Annotated in this window: 12 protein-coding genes and 1 CRISPR repeat array (1 of these 13 only partly in view); of the genes, 11 read left to right on the forward strand and 1 reads right to left on the reverse strand. The window is 70.7% G+C overall.

Translation table 11 applies throughout. From position 1 onward, the window contains the following. Nucleotides 1–221: 221 nt before the first annotated feature. The 3 genes from BRM3_RS03435 (at nt 222) to BRM3_RS03445 (ending at nt 6,144) form a co-directional block, all read left to right on the forward strand. A complete protein-coding gene (locus tag BRM3_RS03435) occupies nt 222–2,126 on the forward strand; it encodes an ABC transporter ATP-binding protein (RefSeq protein WP_263594703.1) in 1,905 nt (634 codons plus the stop codon). Beyond that, nucleotides 2,123–3,931, forward strand: a complete 1,809-nt coding sequence (locus BRM3_RS03440) for an ABC transporter ATP-binding protein (protein ID WP_263594704.1) — start codon at nt 2,123–2,125, stop codon at nt 3,929–3,931. The genes BRM3_RS03435 and BRM3_RS03440 overlap by 4 nt, the downstream gene beginning before the upstream one ends. Nucleotides 3,932–4,443: 512 nt before the next feature. Next, nucleotides 4,444–6,144 (forward strand): cation:proton antiporter, encoded by a 1,701-nt coding sequence (locus BRM3_RS03445; RefSeq protein WP_263594705.1) that lies wholly within the window; start codon nt 4,444–4,446, stop codon nt 6,142–6,144. 100 nt (nt 6,145–6,244) lie between these two features. Here the strand turns inward: BRM3_RS03445 and BRM3_RS03450 are convergent, their stop codons facing one another. After that, on the reverse strand, nt 6,245–8,380 hold the full coding sequence (locus BRM3_RS03450) for a prolyl oligopeptidase family serine peptidase (protein ID WP_263594706.1): 2,136 nt from the start codon (nt 8,378–8,380) through the stop codon (nt 6,245–6,247). 122 nt (nt 8,381–8,502) lie between these two features. Between BRM3_RS03450 and cas3 the strand changes: the two genes are divergently transcribed. The 8 genes from cas3 to cas2e are packed head-to-tail and all read left to right on the forward strand — an operon-like array spanning nt 8,503 to nt 17,620. Then, nucleotides 8,503–11,319: a CRISPR-associated helicase Cas3' gene (gene cas3, locus BRM3_RS03455; protein WP_263594707.1), complete on the forward strand. Its 2,817-nt coding sequence runs from the start codon at nt 8,503–8,505 to the stop codon at nt 11,317–11,319. 58 nt (nt 11,320–11,377) lie between these two features. Then, nucleotides 11,378–13,072, forward strand: a complete 1,695-nt coding sequence (gene casA, locus BRM3_RS03460; RefSeq protein WP_263594708.1) for a type I-E CRISPR-associated protein Cse1/CasA — start codon at nt 11,378–11,380, stop codon at nt 13,070–13,072. Next, a complete protein-coding gene (casB, locus tag BRM3_RS03465; RefSeq protein ID WP_263594709.1) occupies nt 13,062–13,733 on the forward strand; it encodes a type I-E CRISPR-associated protein Cse2/CasB in 672 nt (223 codons plus the stop codon). Before casA ends, casB begins: the two co-directional genes overlap by 11 nt. Nucleotides 13,734–13,767: 34 nt before the next feature. Next, nucleotides 13,768–14,898: a type I-E CRISPR-associated protein Cas7/Cse4/CasC gene (gene cas7e / locus BRM3_RS03470; RefSeq protein WP_263594710.1), complete on the forward strand. Its 1,131-nt coding sequence runs from the start codon at nt 13,768–13,770 to the stop codon at nt 14,896–14,898. After that, complete coding sequence (gene cas5e, locus BRM3_RS03475) at nt 14,895–15,602, forward strand: type I-E CRISPR-associated protein Cas5/CasD (protein ID WP_263594711.1); 708 nt, start codon at nt 14,895–14,897, stop codon at nt 15,600–15,602. The genes cas7e and cas5e overlap by 4 nt, the downstream gene beginning before the upstream one ends. Next, on the forward strand, nt 15,599–16,297 hold the full coding sequence (cas6e, locus tag BRM3_RS03480; protein WP_263594712.1) for a type I-E CRISPR-associated protein Cas6/Cse3/CasE: 699 nt from the start codon (nt 15,599–15,601) through the stop codon (nt 16,295–16,297). Before cas5e ends, cas6e begins: the two co-directional genes overlap by 4 nt. 1 nt (nt 16,298) lies before the next feature. Next, entirely contained in the window at nt 16,299–17,240 is a 942-nt protein-coding gene (cas1e, locus tag BRM3_RS03485) for a type I-E CRISPR-associated endonuclease Cas1e (RefSeq protein ID WP_263594713.1), read from the forward strand. Further along, entirely contained in the window at nt 17,240–17,620 is a 381-nt protein-coding gene (cas2e, locus tag BRM3_RS03490; RefSeq protein WP_263594714.1) for a type I-E CRISPR-associated endoribonuclease Cas2e, read from the forward strand. The genes cas1e and cas2e overlap by 1 nt, the downstream gene beginning before the upstream one ends. Before the next feature lie 61 nt (nt 17,621–17,681). Further along, nucleotides 17,682–19,975: direct repeats of the CRISPR family, unit length 28 nt; unit sequence GTGCTCCCCGCGCGAGCGGGGATGAGCC (it continues 5,501 nt past the right edge of the window).

A 19,975-nucleotide genomic window follows, 5' to 3' on the forward strand; every position in this document is an offset into this window, starting at 1 on the left:
CAACCGGTACCAGGCACCAGGCACCAGCGAACCCGCACGCGGCACGCGGCACGCGGCACCAGCGACGCCACACCCGGCACCAACGCCCAGGCCACCAGCCACCGGTGACCGTCCACCAGACATCCGACACCCGCCTCGAATTCTCCCGCGCTCTCCCGCGCGGAGAGGTCTAGGCTGGATGACCGCCCACACTCCTCCTACCTTTCGAGGCCTGCTCCCCCATGCTCACGCCGATGGCCCGCCTGTGGCAGACCGTGCGTCCGATCCGCTGGCGACTGTTCGGCGGCCTGCTCAGCGCCATGACGGCGTCGATCGTCTCCCTGCTGATCCCGCAGGTGCTCGAGGCGATGATCAACCGCCTGAACACCTCGGCCACCTCCGCCACGGTGCTCACGGCCGGCGCGATCGTGCTGGGCCTGGGCCTGATCGAGGCCGGCCTGATCTGGGCCCGCCGCATCTTCGCGGTCATCCCTGCCACGCAGGCGGAGAAGGACATGCGCGTCCGCTTCTACGCGAAGGTGCAGGACATGCCGGTGGCCTTCCATGACCGCTGGGGCTCCGGGCAGCTGCTCTCGCGCGTCATGAGCGACATCAACGCCATCCGCCGCTGGGTCGCCTTCGGCATGATCATGATGGTGACGAGCGCGGTCACGATCGTCGTCGGCATCGTCCTGCTGTTCCGCTCGAGCACCCTGCTGGCCCTCGTGTTCCTGGCCGCGGCGATCCCGGTCGCGATCATCTCCTACTCCTTCAGCCGCCGCTACCACTACCTCTCGCGCCTGTCGCAGGACCAGAACGGCGACCTGGCCACGACGATCGAGCAGAGCGTGCAGGGCATCCGCGTGCTCAAGGCCTTCGGCCGCGGCCCCACCGCGCTCGAGGCGTTCAGCGGCCAGGCCGACGAGCTGCGCCGCACCGAGGTCGCCAAGGCCACCTCGATGGCGCGCTTCGACATGTCGATGTTCATGCTCCCCGAGCTCGCGCTCGGCATCGCCCTGTTCCTGGGGCTGCACCAGACGGCCGCGGGACACATGAACGTCGGACAGCTCGCGGCCTACTTCGCGACCGCGACGCTCGTGGTGGGGCCCACGCGCTCGCTCGGCATGCTGTTCGGCCAGGCCGTGAACACGTCCACCGCGCTCGAGCGGCACTTCGAGGTGATGGACGAGCCCAACACGATCACCTCCCCCTCCCATCCGGCGCCCGTGGACCTCTCCGCGGCCCGCGGCGACCTGCGCCTGTCGGGAGTGCACTTCCGCTACCCCGACGCCCCCGCCACCAAGAACGACGGGCGCGAGAACCCCGACATCATCGACGGGGCGACCCTGCACGTGCGCCCGGGCGAGACGATGGCGCTCGTCGGCGTGACCGGCTGCGGCAAGTCCACCCTGCTGCAGCTCGTCCCCCGCCTGTACGACAGGACGAGCGGCTCCATCACGATCGACGGGACCGACATCCGCGACATGTCGCTCACGGACCTGCGCACCCTCACCGCGATCGCCTTCGAGGACGCCACCCTGTTCTCCGACTCGGTGCGCACCAACGTGCTGATCGGCACCGATCCGGCTCTGCCCGCCGCGCGGCAGGAGGAGATCCTGGCCGAGGCGCTCAGCACCGCCGACGCGACGTTCGCCGAGGACCTGCCCGAGGGCGTCGACACCCGCATCGGCGAGGAGGGCCTGAGCCTGTCCGGCGGGCAGCGCCAGCGGCTCGCCCTCGCGCGCGCCGTCGCCGCTCACCCCGCGGTCCTGCTGCTCGACGACCCGCTCTCGGCGCTCGACACCCGCACCGAGGAGCGCGTCACCGAGCGCCTGCGCGAGGTGCTCGTCGGCACCACGACGCTCATCGTCGCGCACCGCACCTCGACGGTCGCGCTCGCCGACCGGGTCGCGCTGATGGACCGCGGCCGGATCGTGTCCGTGGGGACCCACACCGAGCTCATGGCGTCCTCGGCGCTGTACCGGTACGTGATCGCCAACCAGGAGCAGGAGGCCGCCCGCAACCGCGACATCGAGACGATGACGGGCGAGCTCGAGCTGCAGGCCGTGCGCGACGCCGCCCTCGCGACGATCGAGGACGGCGCCGAGGGATCGGACGCCCCTGCGACGGGAGGTGAGGCCCGATGACCGCCCCCGTCTCCGAGGAGCAGCTCGAGCAGCAGACCCTCACGGCCGAGGAGAATCGTCTCGCCCGTCAGCGCTCGCTGCGCCTGCTCGGCGAGCTGCTGCGTCCGGTGCGCGCGAAGTTCGTGCTCATGTCCGTCATGGTGGTCGTCGCGCAGCTCGCGGTCGTCGCCGGCCCCGCGATCATCGCGTGGGGCATCGACCACGCCCTGCCCGCCCTGCTCGCGGGCGACGGCACCCCGGTGCTGCTCGCGACGGCCGCCCACATCGCGGCGGCGCTCGCGGGCGGGTTCCTGACCTTCGGCTACGTGCGCCAGTCCACCGTGATCGGCCAGCAGATGCTCCTCGCGCTGCGTCGGCGCGTGTTCCGCGAGACCCAGCGCCTGGACCTCGAGTTCCACGAGCGCTACACGTCCGGCCGCATCGTCTCGCGCCAGACCTCCGACATGGAGGCGCTGCGCGAGCTGCTCGAGGGCGGCGTCGACGTCATGGTCGGCTCGAGCCTGTCGATGGTGTTCACGATCGTGCTGATCGTCGGCATGGACCCCGTGACCGGTCTGGTCATGCTCGTCATGCTCGTGCCGGGCCTGTTCCTGACGGTCTGGTTCCAGCGGCGCTCGCGCGAGGCCTACCGGGCGATCCGGACCCACTCGGCCCGCCTGATCGTGCACTTCGTCGAGGCGATGAACGGGATCCGCGCCGTCAAGGCGTTCCGCAAGGAGCCCCGCAACCTGCGCGAGTACGACACCCTGGCCCAGGACTACCGGGACGCCTCGCTCAAGTCCATCCTCATCTTCGGCATCTACCAGCCCGCGCTGCGGGTGCTCGCCAACACGACCATCGCGGCGGTGCTCGTGGTCGGCGGCTTCCGGGTGCTGCAGGGGGATCTGCAGGTGGGCGTGCTGGTGGCCCTCGTGCTGTACTCGCGGCGGTTCTTCCAGCCCATCGACGACATCGCGAACTTCTACAACTCGTTCCAGAGCGCCGTCGCGGCGCTCGAGAAGATCGCCGCGCTGCTGGCCGAGGTGCCTGCGATCCGCGATCCGGAGAAGCCCGTGCGCCTCGAGCGCGCCCGCGGGCAGGTGGACCTGGTCGACGCGTCGTTCCGGTACACGGCCGAGGGTCCTCTCGTGCTGCAGCCGACGGACCTCGCGATCCCGGCGGGCCAGACCGTCGCGCTCGTCGGCCAGACCGGTGCGGGCAAGTCCACGATCGCCAAGCTGGTCTCGCGCTTCTACGACCCCACCGAGGGGCGGGTCGAGCTCGACGAGGTGGATCTGCGCGATCTGACGTCGAGCGACCTCACGCGCAACATCGTGATGGTCACCCAGGAGGCGTACCTGTTCTCCGGGACCGTGGCCGACAACATCGAGCTGGGGCGCCCCGGCGCCTCGCGCGAGGAGATCGAGGCGGCGGCCGATGCGATCGGCGCGGGCGCGTTCATCCGCGAGCTGCCCGACGGCTTCGACACCGACGTCAACAAGCGCGGCGGTCGCGTGAGCGCGGGCCAGCGCCAGCTCATCTCGTTCGCGCGCGCCTTCCTCGCGGATCCGGCGGTGCTGATCCTCGATGAGGCCACGAGCTCGCTCGACATCCCGTCCGAGCGCCAGGTGCAGGAGGGGCTCACCCATCTGCTCGGGCGCCGCACGGCCGTCATCATCGCCCACCGCCTGACCACCGTGATGATCGCCGACCGTGTGCTCGTGGTGCACGACGGACGGGTCGTCGAGGACGGCTCCCCCGCCGAGCTCGTCGCCTCCGGCGGCCGCTTCGCGGCGCTCTACCAGGCCTGGCAGGACTCGCTGTAGAGGACGGCGGCGGGCCGGGCTGCCGGGAATCGGGGAACAGTCCGGACCATGCGGACGGTCGCACCTCGGATGTCGGCTCACGTGGCAGGAGCCGCTCGTGCGACTGGTGAGCCGGCGTTCGGCGGCCATTTCCGGTGACGTGCTCGCGGTCGGCGAGGTCGCTGTCGTCGACCGGATCGGCGTTCACCCAGAAGGTCGTGCGGCTCGGCCCCGTCGCCGCGCGCGTGCATGGGCTCGAGCAGGGTGCCCGTATCCATCGAGCCGCTGGCCGACCCGTTCCCGGCCGACGCTCATGCGGCGTTCAGTATCCTGGTCATGCGTCATCCCCGGTCCGGGCCGCACGGCACGAGGGGTCCGTCGGCGCGAAGCGGAGGGCATCGGCGTCACGGATCCATGACGTCGGGCGCCGCCGCCCGCGTCGCCCGCGCCCGCCGATGGCGCGGCACGGAGCTCCGGACGCCCTGCACGGGCCGGCGGCGACGCGCACCAGGACGCCGACCGAAGGAGCATCCATGCTGACCATCGCACTCGTGGTCGGCATGCTCGCCATCACGGTCGCGTGCGTCGCCCTCGGCGAGCGGCTGCACCTGCCCTACCCGATCCTCATGCTCGTGGTCTCGGCAGGCATCGCCTTCATCCCCGGCATGCCGCACCTGACCGTCGCGAGCGAGGTGATCCTCCCGCTCTTCCTGCCGCCGCTCCTGTTCGCGACCGCCCAGCACACGAGCTGGGCCGTGTTCCGCGCCCGATGGCGCACGCTCGTGGTCCTCGCGCTCGGCCTCACCGCCGTCACCGCCTTCGTGGCCGCCGGCGCCGTGTGGGCGCTCGTGCCGGGCATCGGCGTGCCCCTCGCGCTCATGCTCGGGGCGATCGTGGCCCCGCCGGACCCGATCGCGGTCGAGGCGGTGGCCGGCCCTGCGCGCATGCCGCGGCGCCTGCTCACCGCGCTGCAGACCGAGGGCCTGTTCAACGACGCGATCGCCATCGTGCTGTTCCAGGCCGCGCTCGGCGCCGTCACCCGCGGCGAGCAGCTGGGGCCGATGATCGGCGTGCGCTTCGTGATCGGCGCCGTGCTCGCCGTGGGCGTCGGCTTCGCGATCGGCTGGCTGTTCCGCATGGCCGACCGGCAGGTCACGTCGCTCGCGGCGCGGACCGCCCTGGGCATCGTCGCCCCCTTCGCCGCGTACATGCTCGCCGAAGAGATCCACGCCTCGGGTGTCATCGCGGTCGTCGTCACGGCGCTCGAGACGCGTCGCAACTCCCGTCCCGAGGACGGTGAGCTGCGCATCACCCGCACCTCCTTCTGGAACGTCGCGAACCTGCTCGTGACGGGCCTCGCGTTCGGACTCATCGGCGCCGAGCTGCGCGACGTCATCACCGACAACACCGACCTCCTGCACCTCACGGGCATCGGGCTCGCGGTCGCGGCCGTCACGATCGCGGTGCGGCTGCTGGCGATGGTGGTGCTGCACGTCGCGACGCGCGGGAGCATGAACCGCGCGCCGGTGGACTGGCGCGAGACCATCGTGCTGACCTGGTGCGGGATGCGCGGCCTCGCGACGCTGGCCCTCGCCCTCGCCATCCCCGCGAGCGTGCCGCCCGAGCACCGCACGATGATGGTGGTCGTCGCGTGCACCGTGCTCGTGGTGACGCTCGTGCCGACGGGGGCGCTCCTGCCGTGGCTGCTGCGGGTCCTGCACCTGCAGGACGACGGCCGGGCCACCCGGGAGGCGGTCGCCGAGCTCTCCCAGCGCGCGCAGGCCTCGGCGCTGACGGCCCTCAAGGAGCGCCTGCCCGAGCTGCACCTGCCCGATGAGCAGAAGCGCGCTCTGGTCAAGCGGCTCAAGCACCTGGGCCGCGACCTCGCGCCGTTCTCGACGCTCACGGGGGCGATCCCCACGGTCACCGGCGGCGCGTCGACCGAGAACATGCCGCTGCCCGAGGTGGACCCCGAGGAGGAGCGGATGCGGCGCCAGCGCATGCGCGCGGCGCGCGATCTCGCCGTCGCGGCGCAGACCGTGGCCCTCGACGCCGCCCGTGCCGAGGTGCTCGCCGCGCGCAGCGAGGTCGGGATCGATCCCGCGGCCGCGGACCTCGTGCTGCGGCGCCTGGACACGCGCATGATGGCGGCGCCGCCGCGACTCAAGGCCAAGCACGCCACCAAGGCCACGCCCCGAGCGCGCGGCGGTGCCGAGGGCGCGGACCGGCACTGAGCCCGGCGGCGAGCAGCACGGGGCAGGAGCCGGGCTGGGGTCCCGGGGGTCGCGGGGAACCTGTCGGACACGGCGGGAAACCGCGTGCCGGGCGCCCGGCTCAGCGGTCCGAGGCGGCGGTGCCCGTGCCCTCGAGCTGCAGCACGGGCACGTCCACGGGGCAGAAGCCGAACACCTGGCCGTAGAAGGACAGCGACGCCTCCGTCGCCCGGATGATCGACTTCGCCTTGCGGAAGCCGTGCTGCTCGCCGGGGAAGAGGATGTAGGCGTGCGGGATGCCCTTGGCGGCGAGCGCGTCGCGGAACATCTCGGACTGGCTGGGCGGCACGATCCGGTCCTCGTCGCCCTGCAGGAGCAGGACGGGGCAGTCGAGCTCGTCGACGTGGCTCAGCGGAGCGCGCTCGACGTACAGGTCGCGCCGCTCCGGGTAGGGGCCGACGAGCCCGTCGATGTAGCGGGACTCGAAGTCGTGGGTGTCCTTGACGAAGTTCTCGAGCTCGGCGACCCCGAAGCTCGAGACGCCCGCGCTGAAGGTGTCGGTGCGGGTCAGGCACGCCAGAGTGGTCCAGCCGCCGGCGCTGCCGCCCTCGATGCCCAGGCGCTGCGGGTCGGCGAGGCCGCGGGCCACGAGGTGCTCCATCACCGCGACCGTGTCCGCGACGTCGACGACACCCCACTGGCCCTTGAGGCGGTCGCGGTAGGCACGGCCGTAACCTGTCGAGCCGCCGTAGTTGATGTCGACGACGCCGAGCCCGCGCGAGGTGTAGTACGCGATGCCGAGCTGCAGGATCGCGGGTGCCTGGGACGTGGGGCCGCCGTGGACCTTGGCGATGACCGGGGGCTTCTCGTCGTCGGGACCCTCGATGCCCTCCTGATGCGGCGCGTAGTACACGGCGTGCACGACGCCGCCGTCCGGGAGCGGCACGTCGATCGGCTCGGGCGTGGGCAGCGCCGAAGGGTCCGGGGCGTCGCCGCGCGAGGAGCGCACGAGGCGCAGCGAGCCGAGGCGCGGGGAGTCGCCGACCGTCAGCTCGGCGAGCCAGATGCCGCGGAACGTCGTCGGCGAGGCGCCCAGGATCGCGAGGGTGCCGTCCGCGCGCATGCCGCCGACGTGCAGATCCGTCAGGGCAGTGCCGTCGGCGGGAGCGACCTCGAGCTCAGCGACGTCGCCGCTGGTCACGTCGAGGACACCGAGGTGGGTCGTGTCCGTGCCGTACTGCACGAGCAGGTGGTCGCGGTCGAGCACGCGGTAGCTCGAGGTGCCTAGCGTCCACATGGGGGTGGCCCACTCCTGCGCCGCGTGCCGGGAGCCGGCGGCCAGCAGCGGGCTCAGGCCGTCGGAGGCGCTCCACAGGTAGGGGTTCCACCAGCCGGAGGCGTCGGAGAGGAGGGCGAGGTGCTCGGTGTCGAGCCACTCGGGCTGCAGCACCGAGGTCGAGGTGTCGCCCGTGACGACCTCGTCGGCCTGGGCGGTGCCGTCGATCAGGTCGGCGACGTGCAGCTCGGTGCCGTCCCAGGGCATCTGCGGGTGCTCCCACGTGATCCAGGCAAGGCGGCCGCCGTCGGGGCTGAGGGCCGGCGCCGCGATGAACCGCGAGGCGGGAGTGACGCGGCGGATGGCCGAGAAGTCCTCGGCGGCTGAGCCGTCGAGCGGGACGGCGGCGAGGTAGCGCTCGATGTGCGGGACGCCGTCGGCATCCAGGTGCGGACCCTCGGGACCGCCCGTGTGGTCCTCGCAGATCCACCAGACCTCGGGGGTGCCGTCGGCCAGGGTCACGGGCGTGGGGCAGGCCCAGCGTAGCGATGGGCCGTGCGCGGTCTCGACCTCGGGACCCGACGGGGTGAGCGGGCGCGGCTCGGCGCCCTCGGTGAGGGCGTAGAGGCGCTGGTCGGCGAAGTTCACGAAGACCACGAGCGGGGCGGCATCGGCCTCCTGCTCGCCGGCCGCCGCAGTGGTGTGGGCGGGGCCGAGCACGGCCCACGAGGCACCGCCGTACTCGTGCACACGGGATCGGGCGTTCCACGGGGCCGGGAGCACGGTGACGGGTTCGCCGCCGTCCTCGGCACGGCCGGGGGTGCGCACGATGGCCTGGCGTCCGCCTTCGGCGGCGATGCCCTCGGTCCACCACAGCTGATCGCCGGCGAAGCGCGGGCCGCCCAGGGTGTTGCCGCCCGTGGCGAGCGATGCCGCGGAGATCGGGGAGGGCCAGGAACCGTACGGAAGCGTGGTGGTCATGGGGCCAGGGTAGGACGGATGGCCTGGGCGAGCATCGTTCGATGCGTTGTGCGCCGACGACGCTCGGGGCGATCGCTCACGGCCGATACCCTCGTCCGCATCCCCCCGATCGAGGAGCGACGATGGCGTCTTCCCCGCAGTTCGATGTGGCTGCATTCTCGAATGCCGCCCGCGCCTTATGGGCGAAGTCGGGTGACAAGGAGGCTCGCGGGACGGGTGACGATCCGTGGCTCGCCCTCCCCCAGCACATGCTCGACTCGGCAGGCGTCGCCGACTCCCTGTGGACGGAGTGGGCGCCGGTGTCCGTCCGACGTGCGATCACGGGTTCCGCGGGCGTGAGCGATGAGGACGCGCACACGCTCCTCACGTGGCTCGCGTGCGTGCATGACCTGGGGAAAGCGACTCTGTCGTTCCAGGCTCAGCTCGACGTGAAGCCGGAGTTCGCGCGCTTTCTCGATCGTGTCCGCCAGGCCGGCCTCTCGCCACGCATGGAGATGACCGAGCGCGGCATGGGCCGCTTCCCGCACGCCCTCGCCTCGGGTGTCATCGTGCAGCGCTGGCTCGCCTCCCAGCGAGTTCCGCCGCCGATCGGGCGAAGCCTCGCCGGAGTCGTCGACTCCCACCACGGCGTCCCCTCTCAGCCTGGGCTCCGGCCGCGTGCGCACGCCGTCCTCGAGGAGTACGCGCTCAAGAAGCCCGAATGGACGGCCGTGCATGACGAGCTCATGACCGTCGCAGCGGATGTCACCGGCATCCGTGACGTCCTTTCCCGCTTGACGACGCCGATCGGGGCATCCGCCCAGACCCTTCTGACGGGCCTCGTCATCATGGCGGACTGGATCGCGTCGAACACGGAGTTCTTCCCGCTCACCTCGGACGGCATGGCCGGCGATCGGCGCGATGCAGGGCTCAGAGCCGTCGATCTGACCTCCCCATGGACGCCATCTCCCCCGGCACCAGAACGCCTCGACGAGCATCTGCGGGACCGCTTCGACTGGCCCGGCGACTACAGGGCGCGCCCTGTGCAACGGGTCGTCGTCGACGCCTGCGCCGAACTCACGGGGCCCGGTCTCGTCATCATCGAAGCGCCCACCGGTGAGGGCAAGACCGAAGCCGCCCTCACGGCGGCAGAGATCCTCGCGTCCTCCTCTGGCGCGGGCGGCGTCATCGTCGCCACACCCACCATGGCGACGGCGGACGGGCTCTTCCGGCGCGTTCTGGACTGGTCCGTTCGAGCCGCCGGCACGGAGGCGCTCTCGATGTTCCTCGGCCACTCCAAGAGCGCGCTCAACACCGACTACCGGAACGTGAGGCTGCACGGCGTCGGCGGTGACAGCCCCTCGGAGGGCACGGTCATCGCCTCGCAGTGGATGTCGGGCCGCAAGAAGGGCATCCTCTCGAACGTCACCGTGGCGACCGTCGACCAGGTGCTGTTCATGGCCCTGCAGGCCAAGCATTCGATGCTCCGCCACCTCGGCCTGGCCGGCAAGGTGGTGGTCATCGATGAGGTCCATGCGTACGACGCCTACATGTCGGCCTACTTGCGAACCGCCCTGGCGTGGCTCGCCCGATACGGCGTGCCCGTCGTCCTGCTGAGCGCGACGCTCCCCGTCCAGCAGAAGCGTGACCTTATCGAGGCGTACCGGAGCCAGATCAGCGACGATGGTCTCGGCCTTCTGTCAGATGCATACCCCCTGGTCACCACGGTGAGCCGAGACGGCCTCCATGAGGCGCCCGTGGACTCGCGTCCGGCCGACCTCCACGCCTCCGTCGAGATCATCGACGACGGGCTGGAGGTCCTGGAGGAGCAGCTGTCGTCGGCGACCGGCGACGGCGGCTGCATTCTCGTCATCTGCAACACGGTGCGACGGGCACAGGCAGTGTTCGAGCGGCTACGAGAGACCTTCCCCGGTGAGGTCGAGCTCCACCACGCCGCGTTCATCGCCTCAGCACGAGCGCGAAAGGAAGAACGCCTCCGTGTTGCGCTGGGCCCGGACGCCCATCGGGGCGGGGACCGTCCCGAACGCCGCTTCATCGTCGCCACCCAGGTCGCCGAGCAGAGCCTCGACATCGATGTCGACCTCCTCGTCACCGACATCGCGCCGATGGACCTCCTGGTCCAGCGCATCGGGCGCCTGCATCGTCACGACCGGCCGGAGAGCGACCGGCCCGTCGCCCTGCGCTCGCCGCGGGTCCTGCTCCGGGGCATCGAGACCCTCGAGCCGCCGGTGTTCGATGCGGGGGCGCGAGCGGTCTACGGGCCGAAGCTCCTGCTCTCGACCCTCGCCGTCCTTCAAACCGATGTGCTCGAAGCCGGTTTCCGGCGCCCCGACGACATCGCGGGACTGGTCCAGGCCGCATACGGGGAGGAGCCGCCCGTCCCGTCAGCATGGACCGACGTCTGGGACGTCGCCTGCGCGGAGAGCGACGCGGCGCGAGCGGACGCCCAGTCACGATCCAGGACCTTCCGCATCCCGCTTCCCGGCGCCGCCCCCAACCTCGATGCCCTCTTCAGCATTCAGCAGGGCAACGTCGACACTGAAGACGGGGAGGCCAAGGGCCTCGCCCAGGTCCGCGACAGCGATCCTTCCGTCGAGGTCATTCCGATCCTGGTGACCGCGAACGGGTACCGGCCGCTCGACGCGTCCCCCGAGGCGGTCGAGCTCAATCCCGATCAGCCGCCTGCGGATATGGCCGCCCGCGACCTTGCCGCCGCGACCGTTCGCCTGCCGGCGCGCCTCACCCGCTACGCCGACATCTTCGACGAAGTCGTAGAGCAGCTGGAGCGCGCCACCCCTCTGGGCTGGCAGCAGTCCACCTGGCTCAAGGGCCAGCTCGCCCTGCCTCTGGACGCCGCACGGTCGATCGAGCTCGCCGGACGCACGCTCCAGTACGACGACGACCTCGGTCTCCGCGACACCACCCCCATGTCACTGTGAAGCCCGTCCGTCAGACCCCCTCGATACCGTCCCCATCACTCACCCCCCGAGGAGCGACATGACCACACCCCCCTCGTTCTCCCTGGTCACAGAGCCATGGATCCGCGCTCAGGCGCTCGACGGCGCCGATGTGCTCCTCTCGCTCCGCGAGGTCTTCGACGGCTCGCAGCCCGTGGCCGCCATCCGTGGCGAGACCCCGACCCAGGACTACGCCGTGCTGCGCGTTCTCTTGGCGATCTTCTGGCGAGCCCATCGTGCCGACGCTGCCGTGAGAGCCGGCGAGACCTTCGATCACGACATGTGGCGGGAGCACGCCTGGATGCTCGCCCAGGCCGACGCCCCTGACACCGCGGCGCTCGACTATCTCGACGCACACGCCGATCGGTTCGACCTGGTTCACCCCAGCACTCCGTTCATGCAGGTCGCGGATCTGCACACGACCAGCGGATCTCGCTCGAGCGTCGAGCGCATCATCCCGGAGGCCGAGTCGTCCTACTTCTCCATGCGGGCCGGCGCGGGACTGGCGAGCCTGTCCTGTCCCGAAGCTGCGCGCTGGCTCATCCACACCCAGGCCTACGACTACTCCGGCATCAAGTCAGGCGCCGCCGGAGACCCTCGGGTGAAGGGAGGAAAGGGCTATCCCATCGGTCCCGGCTGGACGGGGCTGACCGGGGGGACGACCATCCTCGGGGACACGCTGCGCGAGACGCTGGTCCTCAACACCCCGCTCGAGGCCCTCACCGCACCCGGGCACGACATGCCTGCCTGGGAGAGGGAACCGGACACGGCGGCCGAGCGACGGTCACCCGTCCCCACCGGTCCGGCGGACATCGTCACGTGGCAGTCCCGCAGGATCCGCCTCTTCACCGACGGTGATCGGGTGACTGGCGTGCTCGTGAGCAACGGCGACCGCGTGCCCGACGCGGGGGCGAATATCTTCGACGACCCCATGACTCCGTACCGGTTCAGCACGAACAAGTCCACAAAGGCCAAGGATGTCTTCTACCCGCGGCCCTACGAGACATCGCGCATGATGTGGCGTTCGCTCGAGCCGCTGCTCGCCCTCGACGGGGACATTCCGCTGGCTCGGGGCGTCAAGGCGGGCAAACGCCCGCGGACCCTCGATGAACTGGCCGGTCTCACTCCCGGCGTCGACACCAGTCTCGAGGTCATGAACATCCGTCTGACGTCAGCGTCCTACGGCCCGCAGGGCTCGTCGGCATCCACCACCATCGACGCCCGCATCGACATCCCTCGCACCTTGCTCCACCCGGAGTCGATCCTCGCACGCCGTGCCGTCCTCGACACGGCGAGCGCCACCCTCGCGGCCGCCCGCAAGCTGGGCGTCTTCGCCGGCCGGCTTCTCCGGGCAGCCGGCGGCGAGGACGCCTTCCAGGCCACACACACCGACGCGGTCCTGGCCGAGCTCGAACCGGACTTCCAGATCTGGCTCGCCCGGTTCGATCCACTGACGGCCGAGACGACATGCCGTCAGTGGCAGGACCACGTCGCCGACCGTCTTCGCGACCGCGCGCAGACGCTCCTCCGTGGCGCCGGCCCCAAAGCCCTGATCGGTCGGGAGGTCCAGGACGCCAACGGCCGCACCATCCTGCTCACCGCAGGCACGGCCTACGGCCAGCTGCTGCGCGACCTCCGCACCTCCCTCCCGTTGCTCTCACCCCTTCCCGAGAAGGCCACATCCGCCTCCGATCCCGCCGACACCCCCACCCAGGAGTTGACCGATGCCCTCTGACACGCTCCCCCCGGCCCCTTCCCCGGCACGCGCCGACCTCTACGGCGCCATCGCCGGCTCCGCCGCGACCCTCCAGGCGCAGTACCTCGGCTCACGCGGCCAGCGCCAGCAGGCCCACGCACGAGGTCAGCTCGCCGTCCTGCGCCGCAGCGCGGGCTTCACCCCCGAGCAACATCCGCTCGCGCTGCAGAGCGTGCTCGACTCCCTGCATCCGCTTCTCGAGGACGGGGAGCTCGGGACGGGAGACACCGCCTCCCGTTCGGAACGCGCCGCTTTCGACGCGATGTGCATGTTCGCCCTCCACATGCAGTCGGCGACGCGGCCCATGCACGTCTCGGGCCGCAGTTTCGGCTCCGCCATGGGCATGCTGCGGATCCGCAACGACAGCGGCTCGCTCAAGCCGCGGTTCGACGCGCTGCTCGCCGCGCGCAACGAGCGTGCTCGCCTCACCCATGCCCGCTCGCTGGTCACCCTCCTGCGGGGCGAACAGATCGGCCTGGACTACGGCCGCTTCGCCCAGGATCTGCGTACCCTCGCGAGCTCGGCTCGCGGCGGCGTGCTGCTGCGCTGGGGCCGGGACTTCGCCGTGATGCCCCGGCGAGAGCGGGAGCGGGATCAGACCTCAGAACCCACGAGCATCACCGCGACCACCACCCCCTGACCACCACTCTCACCCCACCCCCGGAAGGAAACCCATGTCCCTCGTTCTCGACATCCACGCCCTGCACTCCCTCCCCCCGAGCAACATCAACCGCGACGACACCGGCGCCCCCAAGAGCGCCGTGTTCGGCGGCTTCCCCCGTCAGCGGGTCTCCTCGCAGTCCTGGAAACGAGCCATTCGCCACGACTTCGAGCGCGCCCTCGGCGCCGATGCCGTCGGCTATCGCACCAAGCGCGTCGCGGACCTCGTCTCCGACAAGATCCAGGAGCTCACGAAGGCAGGCGGTGGCGAATGGGATCGTGATCGTGCCGACGCCGCGTCGAAGAGCCTGTTCGCCGCGGCGGGCATCAAGCTCACCGCACCCAAGGTGCGCGAGGGCGAGCAGCCGCGCGGCGAGGAGACCGGGTACCTGCTGTTCCTGAGCCCTCGGCAGATCGAGAACGCCGCCCGATTCCTCATCGGCTCCGAAGGTGCCAAGCCGGGCAAGAAGGATGCCAAAGAGCTGCTCAACTCGTCCCACAGCATCGATATCGCCATGTTCGGGCGCATGGTCGCCGATGCGCCCGACTACAACGTGGACGCGGCCGTACAGGTAGCCCATGCCATCGGCATCCATGAGTCCGAGCCGGAGTTCGACTACTACACGGCCGTGGACGACATCCTCGAGGACAAGGAAGAGACGGGCGCCGGCATGATCGGCACCACCCAGATGATGTCCTCGACGCTCTACCGCTTCGCCACCGTGGATCTGGACTCTCTCGCCGAGAATCTCGGCAACGCCGATGCCGCCGTCGAGGCGACGGTCGCCTTCGTGAAGTCCTTCATCACCTCCCTTCCCACCGGCAAGCAGAACAGCTTCGCCCATAACACCGTTCCGGAACTCGTGTACGTGGCCGTGCGCGACACCCGTTCCCTGTCTCTCGTCAATGCCTTCGAGGAGCCGGTGCGGGCGGACGACCGCGCTAGCCGCCGTCTGAAGGGCGCGCAGCGGCTCGCCGAGGAGGCCGCGCAGCTGCAGACGAGCTATGGGTTCGTCCCGACCGCGAGCTTCGTCATCGGACTCGGGGACCTCCCTGCCCCCTTCGCGGAGATCGCCACGACGACGACCCTGCCGGCTCTCGACGGTCAGGTCCGCGACGCGCTGCGCGGCGAGGTGCAGGCGTGACCAGCACCCTCCTGCTGCTCCTCAAGGGGCCGATGCAGTCCTGGGGCGATGCGAGCCGGTACCGGGACCGCGCCACCGGCGCGCACCCCACGAAGTCCGGTGTGCTGGGTCTGATCGCGGCGGCCGACGGACGGCGGCGCTCCGACGACATCGAGGACCTGGCGCGTCTGCGCTTCGCCGTGCGAGTGGACCAGCCCGGCTCGCTGCTCCGCGACTACCAGACGGCCGAGGACTGGCAGCGCGGCGGCGGGACGAGCCTCGTGAGCAGGTACTACCTCTCCGATGCGGTCTTCCTGGCTGCCGTGGAGACCGAAGACCGCAGCCTTCTCGAGTCGATCGCCGAAAAGCTCCGCTCCCCGCGGTTTCCCCTGTACCTCGGGCGCCGATCGTGCCCGGTAAGCCCCGATCTGGTCCAGGGCATCGTGGCGACCGATGCTGTCACCGCTCTGCGCGAGGCGCCATGGCATGCCTCACCGTCGCATCGCAGGACTCGCCCCACCACTCTGGAGCTCCCCCTCTTCCGCGACGGCATGCCGGGCGAGGAAGGAGAAGCACGACAGGACATCCCGCTCTCGTTCGACCAGGCGCACCGCCGCTACGGATGGCGCACGGTCGTCCGGGAGGAGGTGGGGGCGAAAGTCGACAACGGGGCGCTCGGCAACGACCGCTTCGACCCGTTCTTCGAGGCGGTGGTCTCGGCATGACCACCTTCACCCGCATCCTGCTCAACCCCCAGAAGCGCGGGGGACGCCGTCTGCTGTCCAATCCCCAGGCCATGCACGCCGCGGTCCGAGCCTCCTTCCCGCCCGACCTCGACGAGTCCACCTCGCGCATCCTGTGGCGCGTCGACCACGACGGACACGAGCACACGCTGTACATCGTGGGGCCGGAGGAGCCCGACCGGTCGGTGATCGTCGATCAGGCCGGATGGGCGGCTCGACCCGGCGAGACAGCCGACTACGATCCCCTGCTCGACGGCCTGAGACTCGGTCACGAGAGGCGCTTCCGTCTCACCGCGAACCCGGTGAGGAGCCTGGCCGCGCAGGGCCAGAAGCGAGGGAAGATCGTTCCTCATGTGACACCCGCCCAGCAGGTCCAGTGGCTCGTGGGGAAGGCATCGGCCCACGGGTTCGAGGTCCGGATGACGCCGGCCACCGACACCGGCGCACCTGACACGGCACTGCCCGACGTGATCGTAGATCGACGGGAGAACCTCTCCTTCACACGCCGAGACAAGACGTCGCCCCGGACGGGAACGGTCACCCTCCGGACGGCGAGATTCGACGGTTCACTTCGCATCACCGACGTGGAGGCATTCCGCCGGACGCTCACCCACGGGATCGGGCGAGGCCGCGCCTACGGATGCGGGCTGCTCACGATCGCCCGCCTGGAGGGATGACATGGGCCGCCTGGCTGGTGCACCGCCACCGGAGCGCATCGAGCTCGCGCGGGTGCAGGACCGCGTCTCGTTCCTGTACGCCGAGCGCTGCACCGTCCATCGTGACGCCAACGCCTTGACGATCACGGACCAGCGCGGTGTGGTCCACGTGCCTGCCGCCTCGATCGGCGTGCTCCTGTTGGGGCCCGGTGCACGAATCACGCATGGCGCGATGGGGCTCCTCGGCGACTGCGGCGTCTCGGCCGCCTGGGTCGGGGAGAACGGTGTCCGGTACTACGCTTCCGGGCGACCGCTGGCGAAGTCGTCACGGATGGCTGAGGCGCAGGCTCGGATCGTCACCAACCAGCGGTCACGCTTGGCATGTGCCCGGCAGATGTACGACATGCGGTTCTCCGGTGAGGACGTCTCCGCTCTCTCGATGACGCAGCTTCGAGGCCGCGAGGGCGCACGCATGAAGAAGGTGTACGTGGCCGAAGCCACCCGGACCGGGGTCGACTGGTCGCGGCGTGCGTACTCGCCGGACGACTTCGAGGCGAGCGATCACATCAATCGCGCGCTCACCGCGGCGAGCGCGGCCCTGTACGGCGTGGCCCATGCGGTGATCTGCTCGCTCGGATGCGTGCCGGCGCTGGGGGTCGTCCACTCCGGCACGGACCGGGCCTTCGTCTATGACATCGCGGACCTCTACAAGGCGGAGGTCGCGATTCCTGCCGCGTTCGATGCCGTCGCATCGGAGGCTGTGGACCCTGCCACCGAGGTCAGGCGCCTGGTGCGCGATCGAGTCGTCACGGCACGCCTTCTCCCCCGCATGTCACGAGACATTCACACCCTGCTCGGGATCGACGACGAGATGGAGGCCGACTTCGGGGATCTTCTGCTCTGGAGTGAGATGGAGGCGGTGCCGAGCGGGGTCAACTGGGACGGGTCCGGCGTGCTCGCATGATGACCCTCGTGCTCACCGCCTGCCCACCAGGGCTGCGCGGAGACCTCACCAAGTGGTTGATGGAGATCAGCCCCGGGGTCTTCGTCGGTCATCCATCGGCTCGTGTGCGTGATCACCTATGGCTGCGCACGGTCGAGCTGTGCAAGGACGGCAAGGCCATCCTTGTGTACTCGGCCCTCAACGAGCAGGGGCTCGAGTACCGCGTCCACAACCATGACTGGACCCCCATCGACGTCGACGGGCTCACGCTGATGCTGCGTCCGACGACCTCGGAGGCGCCCCAGCGTCGGACCGGATGGAGCACTGCACGTGCCATGCGTCGTGCACGTCGACCGCGATGGGGCGGAACGCACGAGGAACAGGGCGGCGCCACGGACTAGCTCCGCCGTGAAGCTGTATCCCGGCGCTCAATGGCGGTAGCATCGTTGCTGGTCAGCAAGAGTGCTCCCCGCGCGAGCGGGGATGAGCCGTGCCGGCCGTGGCGCGTGCCGCCGCGCAGATCGTGCTCCCCGCGCGAGCGGGGATGAGCCCCTGAGCAAGGAGAAGAAGCGATGACCAACAGGGTGCTCCCCGCGCGAGCGGGGATGAGCCGTCTGCGGATTCCACCGTACCCCTCCCCTCCCCGTGCTCCCCGCGCGAGCGGGGATGAGCCGTCACGTCGCGCCAAGAAGCACCTCCGGACGATGTGCTCCCCGCGCGAGCGGGGATGAGCCCAGCGTCATCGTCCCGGTATGGAACGGCATCAAGTGCTCCCCGCGCGAGCGGGGATGAGCCTCGGTCAGCGAACACGTACCAGCCGAAGACGATGTGCTCCCCGCGCGAGCGGGGATGAGCCGAGCGCGACGTCGAGTTCACCACCGGCGCCGGCGTGCTCCCCGCGCGAGCGGGGATGAGCCTGATCCTGCCAACGGTGGAAAGTGATACTCCGAGTGCTCCCCGCGCGAGCGGGGATGAGCCGCGCACGTCCGCGTCGGTGGACATCTCATCGCTGTGCTCCCCGCGCGAGCGGGGATGAGCCGGGCTGGCCCCGCCGTGACGACGCCGAGATGCTGTGCTCCCCGCGCGAGCGGGGATGAGCCTGCTCGCGGATCAACGCCGCGAGCCCGATCATTGTGCTCCCCGCGCGAGCGGGGATGAGCCCACTCCGCTGCGAGGGTTGGGTCCGCCAGCACCGTGCTCCCCGCGCGAGCGGGGATGAGCCGTTGTCGAGGGTCTGGAGTGCTGCGAGGCGAGAGTGCTCCCCGCGCGAGCGGGGATGAGCCCACCAGCCACCGCATCCCGATGCAGGGAATCGAGTGCTCCCCGCGCGAGCGGGGATGAGCCCGACTCGGGAGGCGTCAGCATCGAGCACCTCCCGTGCTCCCCGCGCGAGCGGGGATGAGCCGACGTTCGGCCCGGCAGCGCCCCACACGTAACGGTGCTCCCCGCGCGAGCGGGGATGAGCCCTCGGTCGCCGCGGCCTGGTGCTGCAGGAGCGCGTGCTCCCCGCGCGAGCGGGGATGAGCCGGGGTCCTCGAAGCTGATCGCGACCGTGCAGCGGTGCTCCCCGCGCGAGCGGGGATGAGCCGAATTTCACGCAGGACGTGTCGTGGATGGCGATGTGCTCCCCGCGCGAGCGGGGATGAGCCCGTGAGGGGGATGCAGTGATCCCCGCGACGATCCGGTGCTCCCCGCGCGAGCGGGGATGAGCCCCCCGCGTCAGGCAGGTCGGAGTAGACGCGATCGTGCTCCCCGCGCGAGCGGGGATGAGCCCCGGAAAGGACTCTCTCATGCAGATCAACGCCCGTGCTCCCCGCGCGAGCGGGGATGAGCCGAAGTCCGTGTTGATGTCGGATCGGTCCGCCTTGTGCTCCCCGCGCGAGCGGGGATGAGCCGCGGCGAACCGGTGCCCCGTCTGCGGGGGCGACGTGCTCCCCGCGCGAGCGGGGATGAGCCCTCATGTGGGCGACCGGCAAGAACGGAATCTGCGTGCTCCCCGCGCGAGCGGGGATGAGCCCGGCCGCTGGTGGGCCGGGATCCAAGACGCAGGGTGCTCCCCGCGCGAGCGGGGATGAGCCCGTGTCCGTGTTGACGCCCATCCGCTCGTCGTAGTGCTCCCCGCGCGAGCGGGGATGAGCCCGGGGGTCATGATGTCTGAGCCGATCGCCGTTGGTGCTCCCCGCGCGAGCGGGGATGAGCCGGAGGGACCCTGACCCCGCTACGCAGGGAGTATGTGCTCCCCGCGCGAGCGGGGATGAGCCGCCGACGGGTTGACCCTGACGGCCGAGGTGGAGGTGCTCCCCGCGCGAGCGGGGATGAGCCGTCGTCGCTCGAGGGCCCGAACAGCAGCAGACCGTGCTCCCCGCGCGAGCGGGGATGAGCCGAGCTTTGAGCCGAAGCCCCTCTTGGATGCGGTGTGCTCCCCGCGCGAGCGGGGATGAGCCGCCGTTCATCTCGGACACGGTGCCGTTCTTCCCGTGCTCCCCGCGCGAGCGGGGATGAGCCTCCGGATACGACTTGTACAGCAGGTACCCGGACGTGCTCCCCGCGCGAGCGGGGATGAGCCGAGTAGATGCCTTCATCGAGACGACTTCGTTGGGTGCTCCCCGCGCGAGCGGGGATGAGCCCCGGCTCATCCTCGCAACTGCGGGGCTCACACTGTGCTCCCCGCGCGAGCGGGGATGAGCCCGTGCCCGACTCGCCGCTGCGCGACCCGATCGAGTGCTCCCCGCGCGAGCGGGGATGAGCCGACGTCG

This window comes from Brachybacterium huguangmaarense, from assembly GCF_025725725.1.
GTDB classification, from domain to species: domain Bacteria; phylum Actinomycetota; class Actinomycetes; order Actinomycetales; family Dermabacteraceae; genus Brachybacterium; species Brachybacterium huguangmaarense.

Excerpts from the sequence above, each read along its gene's own strand:
- cas2e (WP_263594714.1), top strand. The coding sequence starts at position 17,240 with ATGACCCTCGTGCTCACCGCCTGCCCACCAGGGCTGCGCGGAGACCTC.
- cas1e (WP_263594713.1), top strand. The coding sequence starts at position 16,299 with ATGGGCCGCCTGGCTGGTGCACCGCCACCGGAGCGCATCGAGCTCGCG.
- cas6e (WP_263594712.1), top strand. The coding sequence starts at position 15,599 with ATGACCACCTTCACCCGCATCCTGCTCAACCCCCAGAAGCGCGGGGGA.
- BRM3_RS03450 (WP_263594706.1), bottom strand. The coding sequence starts at position 8,380 with ATGACCACCACGCTTCCGTACGGTTCCTGGCCCTCCCCGATCTCCGCG.
- cas3 (WP_263594707.1), top strand. The coding sequence starts at position 8,503 with ATGGCGTCTTCCCCGCAGTTCGATGTGGCTGCATTCTCGAATGCCGCC.
- cas7e (WP_263594710.1), top strand. The coding sequence starts at position 13,768 with ATGTCCCTCGTTCTCGACATCCACGCCCTGCACTCCCTCCCCCCGAGC.
- BRM3_RS03435 (WP_263594703.1), top strand. The coding sequence starts at position 222 with ATGCTCACGCCGATGGCCCGCCTGTGGCAGACCGTGCGTCCGATCCGC.
- casB (WP_263594709.1), top strand. The coding sequence starts at position 13,062 with ATGCCCTCTGACACGCTCCCCCCGGCCCCTTCCCCGGCACGCGCCGAC.
- BRM3_RS03445 (WP_263594705.1), top strand. The coding sequence starts at position 4,444 with ATGCTGACCATCGCACTCGTGGTCGGCATGCTCGCCATCACGGTCGCG.
- BRM3_RS03440 (WP_263594704.1), top strand. The coding sequence starts at position 2,123 with ATGACCGCCCCCGTCTCCGAGGAGCAGCTCGAGCAGCAGACCCTCACG.
- casA (WP_263594708.1), top strand. The coding sequence starts at position 11,378 with ATGACCACACCCCCCTCGTTCTCCCTGGTCACAGAGCCATGGATCCGC.